Annotated in this window: 10 protein-coding genes; 1 reads left to right on the forward strand and 9 read right to left on the reverse strand. The window is 73.2% G+C overall.

Translation table 11 applies throughout. The annotated features are described in order from the left end of the window. Nucleotides 1-124 precede the first annotated feature (124 nt). From WME95_RS14240 to WME95_RS14265, 6 genes are all read right to left on the reverse strand, one after another. Nucleotides 125-676, reverse strand: coding sequence for a hypothetical protein (locus WME95_RS14240; RefSeq protein ID WP_437745986.1), 552 nt, complete (start codon nucleotides 674-676; stop codon nucleotides 125-127). Nucleotides 677-800: 124 nt separating this feature from the next. Further along, a complete protein-coding gene (locus WME95_RS14245; protein ID WP_437908937.1) occupies nucleotides 801-1,499 on the reverse strand; it encodes a hypothetical protein in 699 nt (232 codons plus the stop codon). 134 nt (nucleotides 1,500-1,633) lie between these two features. Continuing rightward, complete coding sequence (locus tag WME95_RS14250; protein ID WP_437908938.1) at nucleotides 1,634-3,766, reverse strand: hypothetical protein; 2,133 nt, start codon at nucleotides 3,764-3,766, stop codon at nucleotides 1,634-1,636. A gap of 270 nt (nucleotides 3,767-4,036) precedes the next feature. Continuing rightward, nucleotides 4,037-4,885 carry a lipoyl(octanoyl) transferase LipB gene (gene lipB, locus WME95_RS14255; RefSeq protein WP_437908939.1) on the reverse strand — a complete coding sequence of 283 codons (849 nt, stop codon included), beginning with the start codon at nucleotides 4,883-4,885 and terminating at the stop codon, nucleotides 4,037-4,039. 2 nt (nucleotides 4,886-4,887) lie between these two features. Beyond that, nucleotides 4,888-6,375, reverse strand: a complete 1,488-nt coding sequence (locus tag WME95_RS14260) for an HD domain-containing phosphohydrolase (protein WP_437908940.1) — start codon at nucleotides 6,373-6,375, stop codon at nucleotides 4,888-4,890. A gap of 119 nt (nucleotides 6,376-6,494) precedes the next feature. Continuing rightward, nucleotides 6,495-8,702 carry a pseudouridine synthase gene (locus WME95_RS14265; protein WP_437908941.1) on the reverse strand — a complete coding sequence of 736 codons (2,208 nt, stop codon included), beginning with the start codon at nucleotides 8,700-8,702 and terminating at the stop codon, nucleotides 6,495-6,497. A gap of 430 nt (nucleotides 8,703-9,132) precedes the next feature. On the opposite strand from WME95_RS14265, the gene WME95_RS14270 reads away from it, so the two are divergent. Next, nucleotides 9,133-10,743, forward strand: coding sequence for a hypothetical protein (locus WME95_RS14270; RefSeq protein ID WP_437908942.1), 1,611 nt, complete (start codon nucleotides 9,133-9,135; stop codon nucleotides 10,741-10,743). A 27-nt stretch (nucleotides 10,744-10,770) separates the two neighbouring features. On the opposite strand, the gene cyaY is transcribed toward WME95_RS14270, so the two are convergent. The 3 genes from cyaY to phnA are packed head-to-tail and all read right to left on the reverse strand — an operon-like array spanning nucleotide 10,771 to nucleotide 13,945. After that, nucleotides 10,771-11,109 carry an iron donor protein CyaY gene (cyaY, locus tag WME95_RS14275; protein WP_437908943.1) on the reverse strand — a complete coding sequence of 113 codons (339 nt, stop codon included), beginning with the start codon at nucleotides 11,107-11,109 and terminating at the stop codon, nucleotides 10,771-10,773. 57 nt (nucleotides 11,110-11,166) lie between these two features. Beyond that, nucleotides 11,167-12,606 carry a phosphonoacetaldehyde dehydrogenase gene (gene phnY, locus WME95_RS14280; RefSeq protein WP_437908944.1) on the reverse strand — a complete coding sequence of 480 codons (1,440 nt, stop codon included), beginning with the start codon at nucleotides 12,604-12,606 and terminating at the stop codon, nucleotides 11,167-11,169. A 43-nt stretch (nucleotides 12,607-12,649) separates the two neighbouring features. After that, nucleotides 12,650-13,945, reverse strand: coding sequence for a phosphonoacetate hydrolase (phnA, locus tag WME95_RS14285; protein WP_437908945.1), 1,296 nt, complete (start codon nucleotides 13,943-13,945; stop codon nucleotides 12,650-12,652). Nucleotides 13,946-14,015 lie beyond the last annotated feature (70 nt).

Here is a 14,015-nt window from a genome sequence, read left to right on the forward strand (position 1 = left end):
AGCGGGGCGCATCGTCGTGCGCCACGGGATCATCCGCGTCGTTCGGCTCGCTGCGGCGTACTTTCGTGCGCCTCGCTCGCCTGCCTCGCGGCTGAGCCCGTATCCTACGAGCCTGCACCCCGCTCTAGTATCCCCAGAGGAACTCCGCGCGGGCGAACGCCGTGAAATAGCTCCCCGGACCGTCGCCCGCGCCAGGGAGGAGCAGCGTGTACTTGCCGGCGAAGCCGGCGGCGAACTCGCGATTGAACGCGTAGTCGATGCCGAACGGGATGGAGACCCCGAACTGCCCCCGGTGGCAGCCCGGCTGGCCAGACGAGCCGCAGGGCGCGAGGCGCACACTGTCGTATGCGCCGGTCATGAGGCCGACGTAGGGGACCCACTGCAGAATATCGATGACGTACGTGGCGCCGGCGGATGCGCCGAGGAGCATGAGATCGCCCCCCGGGTGGGACGCGGTGTTGACCTCGGCGACCGCGTTGAAGGCGTCCGTGAGCCCGTAGGCGAGGTGCAGGCTGCCGCCGATCCCCGGGTACGTCCCGCCGTCCGCGAGGAGCGCGTACCCGACGCCGGCGCCGGCATGCCATTGCCGTTCAAAGGCGTCGGCCCGCGAGGGGGCCAGGAGCGCGAGGAGCGCGAGCGCGGCGGAGGTCAGCAGGGCGACAGGGGAGCATCTCATGGTCGGTTGCGGCGAGCAGCCCGGAGCGCCCCCGCGACGAACCATGGATCGAGGGCGACGGCGCGCGCCGGGCGCTCGATGAGGGCGCGCGGCGCGAGGCTAGCACGCGCGCCGCAGGACATGTTCAGCGGAGCTGCTCGCGGCGACGGGGGGCCCGCGACGCCCCCGCGTCCTCGTCCTCGAGATCGTCGGCGTAGATGCGCGCCGCGGGATCGGCCGCGCCCTCGCCCGGATCGATGCGGAGCGACGGCTGGGGAAAGCGGACGGCGGCCGCCCCCGGGATCCCGGGGAAGGTGTAGAGGATCTCGCCGCGCTCGCCGATCTCGACGCCCACGTCGCCGGGGCGCTCCTTGGCGAGCTCCGTGAGCAGGGCGTCCGCCTCCGGGGCCGGCAGGTCGAGCGCGACGCCGACCTCCTGCGCCGTGAGCGGGCGGCGGCGGTGCGACGCGAGCGAGAAGATCGCCTGAACCTGGGCGTCGCGCGAGGCCTTCGCCCCGGAGCGGGAGAGCTTCCGTCCGCCCAGCAGGAGGAGCAGGCCGAAGGCGAGGGCGACGAAGCCGATCGGCAGGCCGATCGCGAGGCCGGCGATCGACCCCGGGAACAGCGCGGCCGCGCCCAGCCCGAGGAGGAGCGCCAGCGCGAGCCCGCCGACGAGGACCAGCCAGCCGAGCACGCCGGCGACCGCGCCGCCGACCCTGGACGGCTGCCCCGCCAGGCTGACCGATTTGCCCGCGAACGGCAGGCGCTCTCGACCGCACGCGGTGCAGTACGCGGCGAGCCCGCGGTGGATGACGGGCGCGTTCTTTCCGCAATGAGGACACATGAGGACTCCCCCGCGAGCAGATCTTCGCGAGCCAGGCTGTAGCGTAGGAATGAAGCCCCTCCGCCGCCAGGTGTGCGGCCGCGGGATCTCCAGGTTTTTCGCGGGCACGCCGCGCGGGGCAGCGTCGATCAGCGTCAGATTCCGAGGTAGCGCGCGATCTCGGCGCGGTCCGGGTCGGAGGCCACGGCGCGCAGGGCGTCGTACCGGCGTTGCCATGCGGCCGCGCTGCCTTCATCCCCACGCCATCGCGCCGCCTCGGCGCGGGCGAAGGCGTAGCGCCGGAGCGAGAAGCGCGAGGCGTCGAGCGCGAGGAAGGCGTCGAGCCACACCTCGGGATCGCCCTCGCCGTCGCCGAGCAGCTGGGCCGACAGCGCGGCGTACGGGACGAGCGCGGGCGGCGCGTCGCCGCGCCGGCGGAGGGCGGCGTAGCGGAGCGCGCGGCGCGCGGGCGGCGGCGCGTCGCGCGCGGCGCTCCAGGTGGCGAGCGCGCGCGAGAGCGCCGGCTGGCCGTCGCGCGCCCAGGGCGCGTCGAGGCTCGCGAAGCCGACCCACGGCCAGGCGGCGGCGTGGTCCGCGGGCAGCTGGGCGGGCGGGCTGCCCTGGCGGAGCGGCGAGTCGCCCGGAGGGAGCGCGAGGGAGAGCCGGGTCCACCGCGATCGCGCGTCGAGCTCGGCGAGCTCCGCGCGGGAAGGCATCGCCTCGCCGGCGGGGTCCACCGCGCGCGCGGCGGCGGCCTCCTCGTCGGCGAGCACGGCCGCGCGCGCGGCGTCGCGCCGGCGCCCGCGCGAGGCGAGGAGCTCGGCGCGCTGCAGGAGCACGGCCGCGCGGAGCGCGGGCGGCGCGGCGGCGAGGTCGACGCGCTCGACGAGATCGAGCGCGCGATCGCGCTCGCCGACGAGGGCCCACGCGCTCGATCGCGCGAGCGCGCGGGCCGCCTCCGGCGCGAGCTCCGGGGCGAGCGGGCCAAGGCGATCCAGCGCGTCGACCGCCCGGGGCGCGTCGCCTTCGAGCGCGAGCTCGCGGGCGGCGCGCAGCGCGAGCGCGCCCGCGGCGGCGCGCAGCGCGTCGGCCTGGGACGGCGAGAGCTGGGGGGCGGCGGCCAGCTCGGCGGCGCGCGCGGCGGCGCGCGCGCGCAACGACCCGGCGATCGCGGGCCTCGCGAGCCCGCGCTCCGGGAGCCAGTCGAGCGCGCGCAGCGAGCTCGCAGGCAGCCCCGTCGGCGCGCGGGGCCCCGAGCGCGCCGGGGCGCCGTCGAGGCCTGCCTCTCCGGCCGCGGGCTCGTCCCCATCGTCGTCCAGCCGCGCGAGCGCGGCGGCTTCGGCTGCGTCGAGCGCCTCGTCCTCCGCCAGCACGACGGCGAGCAGATCGCCGCGGGCCTCTGGATCGAGCGCGGCCGAGGTGCCGAGCAGGTCGCGGATCGCGCGCGTCGCGCGCTGCGTCGCCTCGGCGGCGTCCTTCCGGGCGGCGGCGAGGCGGGCGCGCTGCGCGAGCCGCACCTCCACGGCGTCGGCCACGCCGGCCTCGGGGGCTCCTGGCATCGGCGGAGGCTCCACGCCGACCCGGGCGGCGCAGGCGACGAGGACGGCGCGGACCTCGCCCCAGTTGCGCGCCATGCCGGCGTAGCGCCTCGATGCCCGGTCGTCCTGGGTGAGCGTCAGGAGCTCGATGCCGCGCTTCGCCTCGGCGCTCGCGCCGAGGCAGAGGATCGCGCCGGTGGTCGTGCGCAGATCCTCGTCGCGGGGCTCCATCGCCGCGTACCCCTTGGCGATCGCGAGCGCGCGCTGCAGGTCGCCCTCGGTGAGCGCCGCGCGGAGGGTGTGCACGCGCACGTGCCAGTCGGTCCAGCGGTCCGGCTGCGAGAGGAGCGTGCGGCGATCGCCGAGCCTCGCCGCCTCGCGGCCGAGGCTCGGCACGCCGCAGGCGGGCCCGAGCTCATCGAACGTGACGCGCCCGGTCCCGGCGGCGACCGTTGCCTGGGCCATCACCACCGCCTCGGTCGCGCCGGCGAGCGCCGCGCCATCCGGCCGGCCGACCGCGGCGTCGGTGTAGTCGGCGACCGCTGCGCGCACGCCGAGCTCCTCGGCCAGCGCGCTCGCCGTCCTGTAGGTCCAGGGCAGCCGCGAGGGCAGCGCGAACCAGCGGATCTCGGGCCTGCAGTCGGGCAGCGCCGGGCCGCGCGGCGCCTCGATCGAGGCGAGGCACGCGGCGGCGGTGCGCGTGCCCACGAGGACCGCCGCGACAGGGCCAAGGAGAGCGAGCGCGGACAAGGCCACGGCCGCCGCGAGCGCCAGGGCGAGGGGCCGCCGCCAGGGCGGCCGCGCGGGCGAGGCGTCGCGGTGGAGCGGGGAGCTCCCGTCGCGCTCACGAGGCCGTGGGGTGGGCTGCGCGCACACGGGACGGCTTTTAGCCCACGGCACGGCCGAGCGACACTGCCTCCGCGACGCAGCGTGTCCCACGTCCCGGGAGCCGGCGTCACCCGCGGAGCGCGCGACGTGCGACGTCGGCGCGCTCCTCGCCCCGGAGGCCGGCGCGCGCGGCTAGGGCGCGCTCCGGCCCTCGGCGGCGCCGGCGTCCGGGGCCAGGAGCGCGCCCGCGAGATCCGAGACCGCCGACAGATCCTCGACGCAGGCGACGTCGAGCTCGAGCCCGCGGGCGAGCTGCGGCGCGCTGGCGAGGGCGACCTCGGCGACGGTGAGCTTCCGCCCGGTGAGCTGGTGGAGCGACGTCACGCCGTGGTCTCGGATGCCGCAGGGCACGATCAGCTCGAACGCCTTGAGGTCCACCGCGATGTTGAACGCGAAGCCGTGCATCGTGAGCCATCGCGACAGGCGCACGCCGATCGCGCCGAGCTTCGCGATCTCGCGCGCCCACTCGGCGCCGCCCCACGCCTCCGGGGCGGCGCGATCGACCCAGACGCCGATCATGCCGTCGACCACGCCGCCCTCGACGTGGTGCTCGCGCGCGAGCAGGATCATCACCTCCGCGAGCGAGCGCACGTACCTGCGCACGTCGCAGCGGTCCGGCCTGAGATCGAGCAGCGGGTAACACACGAGCTGGCCGGGGCCGTGGTAGGTGACGTCGCCCCCGCGCCCCGTCGCGACGAGGTCGATGTCGCGCTCGTCCAGCGCGCGGGCGTCGAGGAGCACGTTCTCGGGGTTCGCTCGCGGGCCGAGCGTGATCACGGGATCGTGCTCCAGGAGCAGGATCGTGTCGCCGATCCGCCCCTGCGCGCGCGCCTCGACGAGCTGCTTCTGCAGATCGTGGATCGGGGCGTAGCGGCGCCGGCCGATCCACACGGCGCGCGCGCGCCTCGGCCGGGGCGCCTCGACGGCCGTCATCTGGCCGTTCGCGGGCTGGAGGAGGTCGCGGAGCGAGGTGGTCGGCATGGCTACTCCGGGACCTTCTCGCCCCGCGCCCGCCGCTCCTCGCGGTAGGCCTCGATGTGCGTCGTGAAGGTGGCCGCGACCTCGGGGTCGAACTGCGAGCCCGAGCACCGCTCGATCTCGGTCACCGCGACCTCGTGGGGGAGCGCGCGGCGGTACGAGCGGTCGCTCGTCATGGCGTCGTACGTGTCGGCCACGGAGATGATGCGCGCGATGATCGGGATCTCGTTGCCCCGCATCCGGAGCGGGTAGCCGCGCCCGTCCCAGCGCTCGTGGTGCAGGTGCACACCGGGGATGAGCGGGTGCAGGAACTTGATCGGGTCGAGGATGTCGCGCCCGTAGGCGGGGTGCCGCTTGAACACCTCGTACTCGTCGTTCGTGAGCTTGCCCGGCTTGTTCAGGTTGAGCACGCACCCGATCTTGCCGATGTCGTGCATGAGCGCGCTCTGCCGGACGATCTCGATCTCGTGCGGGCCGAGGCCGAGCCGCTGCGCCAGCAGCACGGCGTAGACGGCGACCCGATCCGAGTGGCCCGAGGTGTAGCGGTCCATCTTGTCGATCGCCTTGGCGAGGCCCTCGATCGTCTGCTGGAACGTCGCCTGGAGATCCTGGTAAAGGCGCGCGTTCTCGATCGCCGCGGCGGCGCGCGAGCCGATGATGCTGAGCAGCTTGCGCTGCCCCTCGTCGAAGCGCCTCGTCCGCGTGAACGACGCGACGGCGAGGAAGCCCATGAACCGCTTCTGGATGCGGAGCGGCACGGCGACGAGCGACTGGAGCGGGAGCGCCGGCTCCGCCGCGAAGAACCTGAGCCCCTTCATTCCCTGCTCGAGCAGCTGCGCGTCGGGGCGGAAGTGCTCGAGCACGAGCGCGGGGTCGAGCCGCCCGAGGTCGGCGCCCGCCGGCATGGACGGGCCGCGGAGGTGCTGGCGCTCGAAGAAGCCGCCCTCGCCGTCGTCGAGCCAGGTCGAGATGAGATCGCCGCACACCTCGTGGAGGCAGCTGTCCGCGACGGTCTCCAGCACCTGGTCGAGCGAGAGGCTGGCCGCGATGGCCTCGCTCACCTTGTAGAGCGACACCGCCTCGCGCAGCCGGATGTTCTCGGCGGCCATCCGTTGCTTCTCGATCCCGCGCTGGACGACGTGCACCACCTCGTCCAGCTTGAACGGCTTGAGCACGTAGTCGTAGGCGCCGCGCTTCATCGCGTCGATCGCGGTCTCGACGGTGCCGAAGCCCGTCATGATGACCGTGAGCGCGTTCGGCGCCGTCTTGCCGATCTCGTCCAGCAGCGCGATGCCGCCCATGCGCGGCATCTTGAGATCGCTGATCACGAGATCGTAGTGACCCTTCGTGAGCTCGTTCAGCGCGCTGGAGCCGTCCTCCGCCGTGCGGACGTAGTAGCCCTCCATGCCGAGGAAGTCGGCCAGCATGTCGCGGATCACCTTCTCGTCGTCCACGACGAGGATGCGAGGGCGGTCTTCTGGAAACGTGGACATGCGGCCGGTAAGCCTACCAGATCCGCTCGCAGCGCATCGCACCAAGGTGGGCGGGGCGGGCACAGGAGCGGACCCGCCTCGCCGGGGTGGCCGATCCACACGGCGCGCGCGCGCGCCGCTCAGTCCTCGTCGCCGGTCGAGATGATGGGGTGCCGCATGGTCCGGGGCGATTCGTCCAGATCTGGGACGCGGATCGAGATGGGCCCGGGGCTGCGGATGGAGGGAGGAGGCGCGGACTCCGCGTCCTCGGGGCGGAGCGGGATCATCCTGCTGCTCGGCGCGGGCTCGTCGCTCGCGGTCGTCAGAACGGGCACGGCGCGCTGCTCGCCGAGGGCGTGCTTCTGCTCGAGGAAGCGCAGGACCGAGGGGCCGGTCGAGCGCTCCAGCGCGGAGCGCAGATCGCCGGGCAGCGTCGACTCGATGATCATCTTCACCCCGGTGCGGGGGTGCTCGATCTCGATGCGCACGAGGTGCACGAACGAGCGATCGAGCCCGTGCTTCTCCTCGAAATACCGGTTCGTGGGCACGTGACCGTAGCGCTCGTCGCCGAGGATCGGGTGCCCGATCGCAGCGAGGTGCCGCCGGATCTGGTGCGTGCGCCCGCCGTCCGGGATGACGCGGAGGATCGAGTGGCCCGAGGCGACCGCGAGGCGGCGGTACCGCGTGCGCGCCGTGTAGGTGCGCGTCCCTTCGCGGAGATCGCGGGTGATCGCGCCCTTGCCCGGCGTGACGCCCTTGGCCGCGGCGAGGTAGATGAGGCGCCCCGTCTTCGCGAGCGCCTCGCCCCAGCGCGCGGCCGCCTCCTCGCTCCGCGCGAGCATGACCAGGCCGCTCGTGCCCGGATCCAGCGGGTGCACGATGATGGGCGTCGTCGTGCTGCCCGGGATGCGGGCGCACCGGGCGAGCAGCGAGCCGAGGTACTCCGGCTGCGTGGCCACCGGCTCGTGGGGGCCCTTCTCGACGACCAGCACGCCGTCGTCGTCGTAGATGACCTTCGGCGCGGGCGGGGGCGTCCGGCGGAGGGCGGCGATCGTCTCGATCTCCTCCGTGAGCGGGATCATGTCGAGCGGCGTGAGCTCCGTCGACGAGTACCCGAGGCGGCAGAAGTGATCGAGGTCGCGCGCGAGCGTGTCGGGATCACACGAGACGTAGACGAGCAGCGGCGCGCCGAGGCGCGCGATCGCCTCGCGCGCCGTCGGGGAGACGCCGCGGCGCGGCGGGTTCACCACGATGCCGTCGAACTTCTCCGAGCTGTTGACGAGGGAGCTGACGATCTCCGCGACGTCGCCGGTGCGCACCTCCACGCGCTGGCTGAGGCCCTGGGCCTCGGCCGCGGCGCGGGCGTTCGCCGCCGCGGGCGCGAAGGACTCGACCATCAGGACCCGGTTGCCGCCCTGCGCGAGGGCGAGCGAGATCGCGCCCGAGCCGCCGTACAGATCGAGGATGCGCGGCGGCTCCTTGCGCCGGGAGGCGGGGCCGAGCGCGGCTTCCCCCTCGATGACGGGCCCGTCGTTCTCGAGCGACGCGATCTCGCGGAGCAGGAGGGCGTGCACGCGCGCGGCCTGCGCGCGGTGCGCCTGCACGAACGAGCCGAACGCGGCGATGTGGTAGGTCTGCCCGATCCGGTCCTCCGCGTGCGCGGTGCCGTCGAGCACGATCGTCTCGGGCCCGAGGATCTGCGGCGCCTCCGCGTCGTGGAAGTTCGCCGCGACGCCGATGACGCGCGGGAGCATCGGGCGGATGGCGCGGCCGGCCTCCCGCAGCTCGTCGCGCGTGCACGCGCGCTCGCGCTGCAGGACGAACGTGACAAGCACGAACGCCGGGTTGTCCTCTGTCGCTCCCACCTCCGCGAAGAGCGGCGTCCCGGGCGCGAGGTGGACCTCGCGCAGATCGAGGGCGCGGAGCACGCCGCCCCTCGCCGGGTCGTACGGGAGGAGCAGCGGCCGGACCTCCGGCGGCGGCGACGCGATCAGCTCGCGCAGCCGCGAGGTGACCGCGGCGAGGGCCGGGGTGAGGACCCGGCAGCCCGGGATGTCGACGACCTCGTGATGTCCCGTGCGGCCGTACAGCCCGATCGCGCCGGAGGGGGCGACGATGAGCTTCGCTCGACCGCGATAGCCGGTGATCGGATCGGCCGGGATGACCGAGCTCGTCTGGAGCAGCCCGAGCGATGGGTAGTGCGCGGCTGCGGACACGACCCGAGCACGCTTGGTGCCGAGCTGCTCCGCGTAATCACCCGCGATGAGCGGACAGCCCGCGCACTCGACCGAGTGCGTGCACTCGATCAGCGTGTTCGGGATCTCGCCTGCCTTCAATGTGCGTCGCACGGGCCCGGACAAAACACCGCCGCCCGATCCCTCTGCGCTGGTGCTCTCGCCCAGCCCGTGCGGTCCTTCGATACCTGCGCCGGAAGCCATTCCGGGGGAGCTTACAGGGGCTCTCGGCCAGCGTCGAAGGTGTAAAGCGGAATCCGTCGAGCTTTTCGTCTGCGGCGCTCGGCGCGCCGGGGAGCGCTCTTGGGCCCTGACGAGATCCCGCGCTTTCGCCGGGGTCTGCGGTATCTGCCCGGACGGTGGGCGGTTCAGGCCCCGCTCGCTCCGTCGAGCCAGCCGCCAGGCAACGCAGGGGCCAATGTGGGCGATCCCTGGCGCTGTTCCTTACCTCGGGCCGCGCCGTTCGCGACATCCGCGGTCGTAGCGTCGCAGCGCCCCGTCCGTCCCGCGCGCCTCGCGGGGGCAGTGGTAGACTGAGCGCCTCTTGCGTCTTTCGATCGCTTCTCTCTTCGGCCTCCTGGCTGTGCTGCTCGCCCCTCCGGTGTTCGCCGGACCCGGCGACAAGGAGGCGAACCAGGGCATGAACGCAGCCAGAGGCGGCTTCTGCAAGCGGGCGATCCCGCTGCTCGAGTCCGCCGAGAGCCAGCGGCATCGCCCGAGCTCGGCGGTTCCGCTCGCCGACTGCTACGTCAAGCAGGGCGATCTGCTGAAGGCCAGCGACATCTATCACAAGGTCGCGAGCGAGAAGAAGGCGCCCGGCTACAACGCGCGGGATGTCGCGGCCATCACATCGGCCAAGAAGAAGGCAGCTCAGCTCGATGTGCGCATCCCGACGCTCGTCGTCACGCCGGCGGAGCCGTACGAGGGGCTGGTGGTCGAGATCGACGGCGAGGTGATCAGCGAGCCGTCGGCGCCGCACCGGTTCGATCCGGGCGAGGTGCTGGTGATCGTCGTCAGGGCCGAGGGCCACGAGGAGACGTCGCAGAAGGTCACGCTGAAGGAGAAGCAGCGGCGCGAGATCAAGCTCCGCCTCAAGCCGAAGCCCGGGGGGAAGAAGCCGCCGGAGAAGCCTGTCGCGGAGAAGCCGCCGGAGAAGAAGCCGCCGGAGAAGCCTGTCGCGAAGAAGCCGCCGGAGAAGAAGCCGCCGAAGAAGCCTGTCGCGAAGAAGCCGCCGGAGAAGAAGCCGCCGAAGAAGCCTGTCGCGAAGAGGCCGCCGGAGAAGAAGCCGCCTCGCGCCGCCGAGAAGCCTGTCGCGAAGAAGCCGCCTCGCGCCGCCGAGAAGCCGGCCGAGGACACGCCGCGCGTCGCGACGGGCCCCGACGAGAGGCCGAAGCCCGCCGTCGAGATGCCCGAGCCCACGCCGCCCAGCCCGCGCAGGCAGCGCGACGTGTGGCTCGGCGCAGGCTTCCAGGGCTTCTTCATCCCTCAGCTCATGTTCGGGCTCCTCGGAGAAGGGGGGCGGGACGTCCTCGTCCCCGGCGGAGACATCTCGCTGTCCACGCGGCTCGGGCGGCGGTTCGATCTCGTGTTCTCGGTCGCCTACGCGCGCTTCTGGATGGACGAGACGCCGTTCAAGCCGAAGGGACACCCGGACACCGACTACGAGATCGTCGAGAGCGATCTCCAGGCGCTCCAGGCGGGCGTCCGACTGGTCTGGAACATCCCGCTCGATCGGGACGAGCTGTTCGCCTTCCGCGTCGGGGCCGGCCTTGGCGTGGGCTGGACGTTCATGGGCGACCTCTACCGGACCCAGGCATATCCCGGCGACGCGGTGCCCGGCGACCCGGGCTCGTTCGTGCCGGGGGACCCGTACCGCTATGTGAAATGCCGCGGACCCAACAACCCGGTCGGGAGCTTCCGGTACTGCAACCAGCTCGATTACGACGCGGATCACTACCCTGGCTACGTCGAGCCGAGCTGGTTCACCCGTCCCAAGGGGCGGCCTCAAGGCCTGCGGCCGCTCGTCTATCCGTGGCTCGTCCTGCCCGAAATCGGGCTCGCCCTTCGCCCGTGGGACCGCGTCGCCTTCGACCTCCGGGTCGGCGCCTCCGTGACCGGCCTGCTCGGAGGGCTCGGCGTCCGCTTCGCCCTGTGATGCACCTCGCCCCGCGGGCCGCGCGGCTCAGCGAGCGAGCTTCACGGCGCGGCCGAGCTTCCGGGACAGCACGGCCTCGAGCGTGCTCCAGAGCTCTTCGCCCGACTTCTGGGCCACCCAGCGGTCCTCGGACGGCCGGTAGTCGAAGTGCCACGCGGCCCGCTCGGCGGCCATCCAGATCTGCCGCGCCGCGCGGTGGCTGTTGACGACGTGCTTGATGCCGTCCTCGAACTCCAGGGTGAGGATGCCGCTCTGCAGGTCGGCCTCGACGCCGTCGGGGATCTCGTTGATCGCTCGATCCAGCGCGCGCAGCGACCGATCGGCCACGTCGTCGAACTCTCGCTCCGATAGGGGCTCTCCGCTCATGCCGATCCGCTTACAACGGCGCGCGCCGAGGCGGTACGGGGAAGCGCCGGCGCCCCCTCACTCCCAGGGGACCGTGTAGAGCTTCACGTTGGTCATCGCCTTCATCGCCTCGACGACGCCCTCCTTGACCCCGATGCCGCTGTCCTTGATCCCCCCGAACGGCGACAGCTCGGACCGGTACCCCGGCACCTCGCGCACGTTCACCGTGCCGCAGCGGAGCTCCCGCACGAGCCTGTGGACGCGCCGCAGGTCGTTCGTGCAGACGCCGGCGGAGAGGCCGTAGCTCGTCCCGTTCGCCACGGCGATCGCCTCGTCGATGTCCCTCACCCGCAGGATGGGCGCGTGCGGGCCGAAGGTCTCGTGCTGCACGGAGGGGGCGTCCCGCGGGACATGATCCATCACGGTGGGGCCGTACAGGGCCCCGCGGCGCTCGTTCCCGAACAGCAGCCGGGCGCCGCGCGCGAGCGTGTCCTCGGCCGCGGCCTCGAGCTGCCGCGCCGCGGCCTCGGAGATCACCGTCCCCATGTCCGTCGCCGGATCGAGCGGATCGCCCACCTTGATCTGCGCCGACGCGGCGGCGAGGCGGCCGGCGAGCTCGTCGGCGACGCGCTCGCTCACGATGAGCCGCTTCACCGCCGTGCAGCGCTGCCCCGAGTTCCTGTAACAGCCGTACGCCGCGAGCCGCACGGCCTCGTCGAGATCCGCGTCGTCGAGCACGATGAGCGGGTCGTTGCCGCCGAGCTCGAGCACCGCGCGCCGGTAGCCGAGCAGGCCGGCGATGCGCTTGCCGATCTCGACCCCGCCGGTGAAGCTCACGAGCTCCACGGCGGGGTGGGTCACGAGCGCGCGCCCGATCTCCGCCGGATCGCCGGTCACGACGCTGAGCATGCCCGGCGGCAGCCCCGACTCGTGCAGCACCGACGCGAGGTAGATCGCGGAGAGGGGCGTCTTCTCCGACGGCTTGAGCACCATGGAGCTGCCGCTCGCGACGCTCGGCGCGACCTTGTGGGCGACCTGGTTGAGCGGGTGGTTGAACGGGGTGATCGCCGTCACCAGGCGGAGCGGCTCGCGCAGCGTGTACCCCCGCCGGGGCTTGCCGTTCGCCGAGATGTCGAACGCGAGGCACTGGCCGTCGTCGCGGAGCGCCTCGTACGCGGAGAAGCGGAGCACGTCGAGCGCGCGCCGCACCTCGTAGGCCGTGTCCTTGAGGCAGAGCCCGCTCTCCCACGTGATGAGCCGCGCCACCGCCCCCGCCTGCGCCTCGATGTGCGCCGCGGCGCGGAGCAGGATCTCGCTGCGCTCGTGGCGAGAGAGCCGCGGCGGGCCGGAGGACACGCTCGCGAGCGCCTCCAGCACCGCCCCCTCGTCGAGCCTCGGCACGCTGCCGATCACCTCGCCCGTGAACGGGTAGCGCACGAGGATGACCTCGTCCCGGCTCACCGGTCTTCCCCCGATCAGGCACGGAAAATGGAACGCTGGTCGATCGATTGAGAGCATCGAGCCCATCCCTGTCCCCCCTTCAGGCGCTCGATCGTCGGCGCTAGGCCATGGCGGTCGAGAGTCGGTTGAGCACCAGATCGAAGACGTCCGCGTTCGACAGCGCGCTCGGCCGGCCGTGCGCGGCGCCCGCGTCCGCCTTGGCCGCTTCCGCGCCGAGGAGCCAGGCGCGCTCCCCGGGCCGGAGCGGGTGGCTCGCGAGGATCGGCACCTCCGCCTCGTGCAGGCCGCCGTGGGACCTGAGCCCGCGCTGCACGGCGGAGAGGTCGTGGTAGGCCGCGCTCTTGCCGAGCACCGTGCTCCGATCGCCGAGGACCACGAGGTCGCCGATCCGATCCGGCGGCAGCGCGAAGCGCCGCGCGGCCTCCTCCCGGGTCAGGACGAGCTCCACGCCCGGGAGCCGATCGAGGACCTGCGCGGCGCGCGCGCCGTCGTCCGGCGCGCCGAGGTACACGGTCGCGTACGACCCGAGCGCGCCGTGGTGCACGACGTACGGGTCGGTGATCGGCAGGAGCACGCGGAAGCCCGAGAGGCCGGCCTCGCGCAGCGCGTCGTCCAGGTAGCGCACGTTCGGCGAGCCGTCCGACGCGGTCTTGTCGTTCATGCCGTGATCCGCGGTGATGCCGCAGACGAAGCCGGCGTCGAGGTACTCGCCGAAGAGGGCGTCGAAGCGGGCGTAGAACCGATCGGACATCGGCCCGCGCGGCGGCTCCTTGTGCTGCACGTAGTCGGTCAGCGACACGTAGAGCAGCGTGGCCGAGAGCCGCTCGTGCAGCGCGAGGCCCATCTCCATGGCGTAGTGGGAGATGTCCCAGTCGTAGATCGACGGGTTCTCGCGGCCTACCGCGGCGGTGATCGAGCCGATCCCGTGCTCCGGGATCGCCTGCTCGTGCGCCTTCTCCGCCGACAGCGAGATCGGGCGAGGGCCCCCCTCGCGGCAGGCGCCGAGGAGCGCGCGGAGCTTGTCCTTGGCCGTGACGCAGAGGGTCCTGACGCCCGCCTGCTCCATCTTCTCGAAGAGCGTCGGGACGCGCAGGAACCGAGGATCGTTCATCGGCACCTCCTCCCCCGTGGCGGCGTCGAGGTAATAGTTGCCCGAGATGCCGTGCACGCGCGCCGGCTGGCCGGTGACGATCGACACGTTGTTCGGGTTCGTGAAGCTCGGGACCTGGCCTCGACCGCGCACGTACAGGCCGCCGGCGGCGAGCGTGCCCGCGAGCCGCGGCATCAGCCCGTCCGCGAGCGCCTGGTCGAGGTACTCCGGCCCGCACCCGTCGACGCAGAACACCACCGTCTTGCGCGCGGGCAGCGCATAGCGCCGATCGCCGAGTTCGATCATGCCGAACGCTGACACGCAGCGCGCGGGCCGAGAAGGGCCGTCGCTGCGCCGCCATGCGCGCTCCTCCGCC

The sequence above is a fragment of the Sorangium sp. So ce327 genome (genome assembly GCF_051530205.1).
Taxonomy (GTDB): domain Bacteria; phylum Myxococcota_A; class Polyangia; order Polyangiales; family Polyangiaceae; genus Sorangium; species Sorangium cellulosum_B.

Bases quoted from the DNA above. Each gene is read 5' to 3' on its own strand.
- WME95_RS14240 (WP_437745986.1), bottom strand. From the start codon at position 676: ATGAGATGCTCCCCTGTCGCCCTGCTGACCTCCGCCGCGCTCGCGCTC.
- WME95_RS14245 (WP_437908937.1), bottom strand. From the start codon at position 1,499: ATGTGTCCTCATTGCGGAAAGAACGCGCCCGTCATCCACCGCGGGCTC.
- lipB (WP_437908939.1), bottom strand. From the start codon at position 4,885: ATGCCGACCACCTCGCTCCGCGACCTCCTCCAGCCCGCGAACGGCCAG.
- WME95_RS14260 (WP_437908940.1), bottom strand. From the start codon at position 6,375: ATGTCCACGTTTCCAGAAGACCGCCCTCGCATCCTCGTCGTGGACGAC.
- cyaY (WP_437908943.1), bottom strand. From the start codon at position 11,109: ATGAGCGGAGAGCCCCTATCGGAGCGAGAGTTCGACGACGTGGCCGAT.
- phnY (WP_437908944.1), bottom strand. From the start codon at position 12,606: ATGCTCTCAATCGATCGACCAGCGTTCCATTTTCCGTGCCTGATCGGG.
- phnA (WP_437908945.1), bottom strand. From the start codon at position 13,945: ATGATCGAACTCGGCGATCGGCGCTATGCGCTGCCCGCGCGCAAGACG.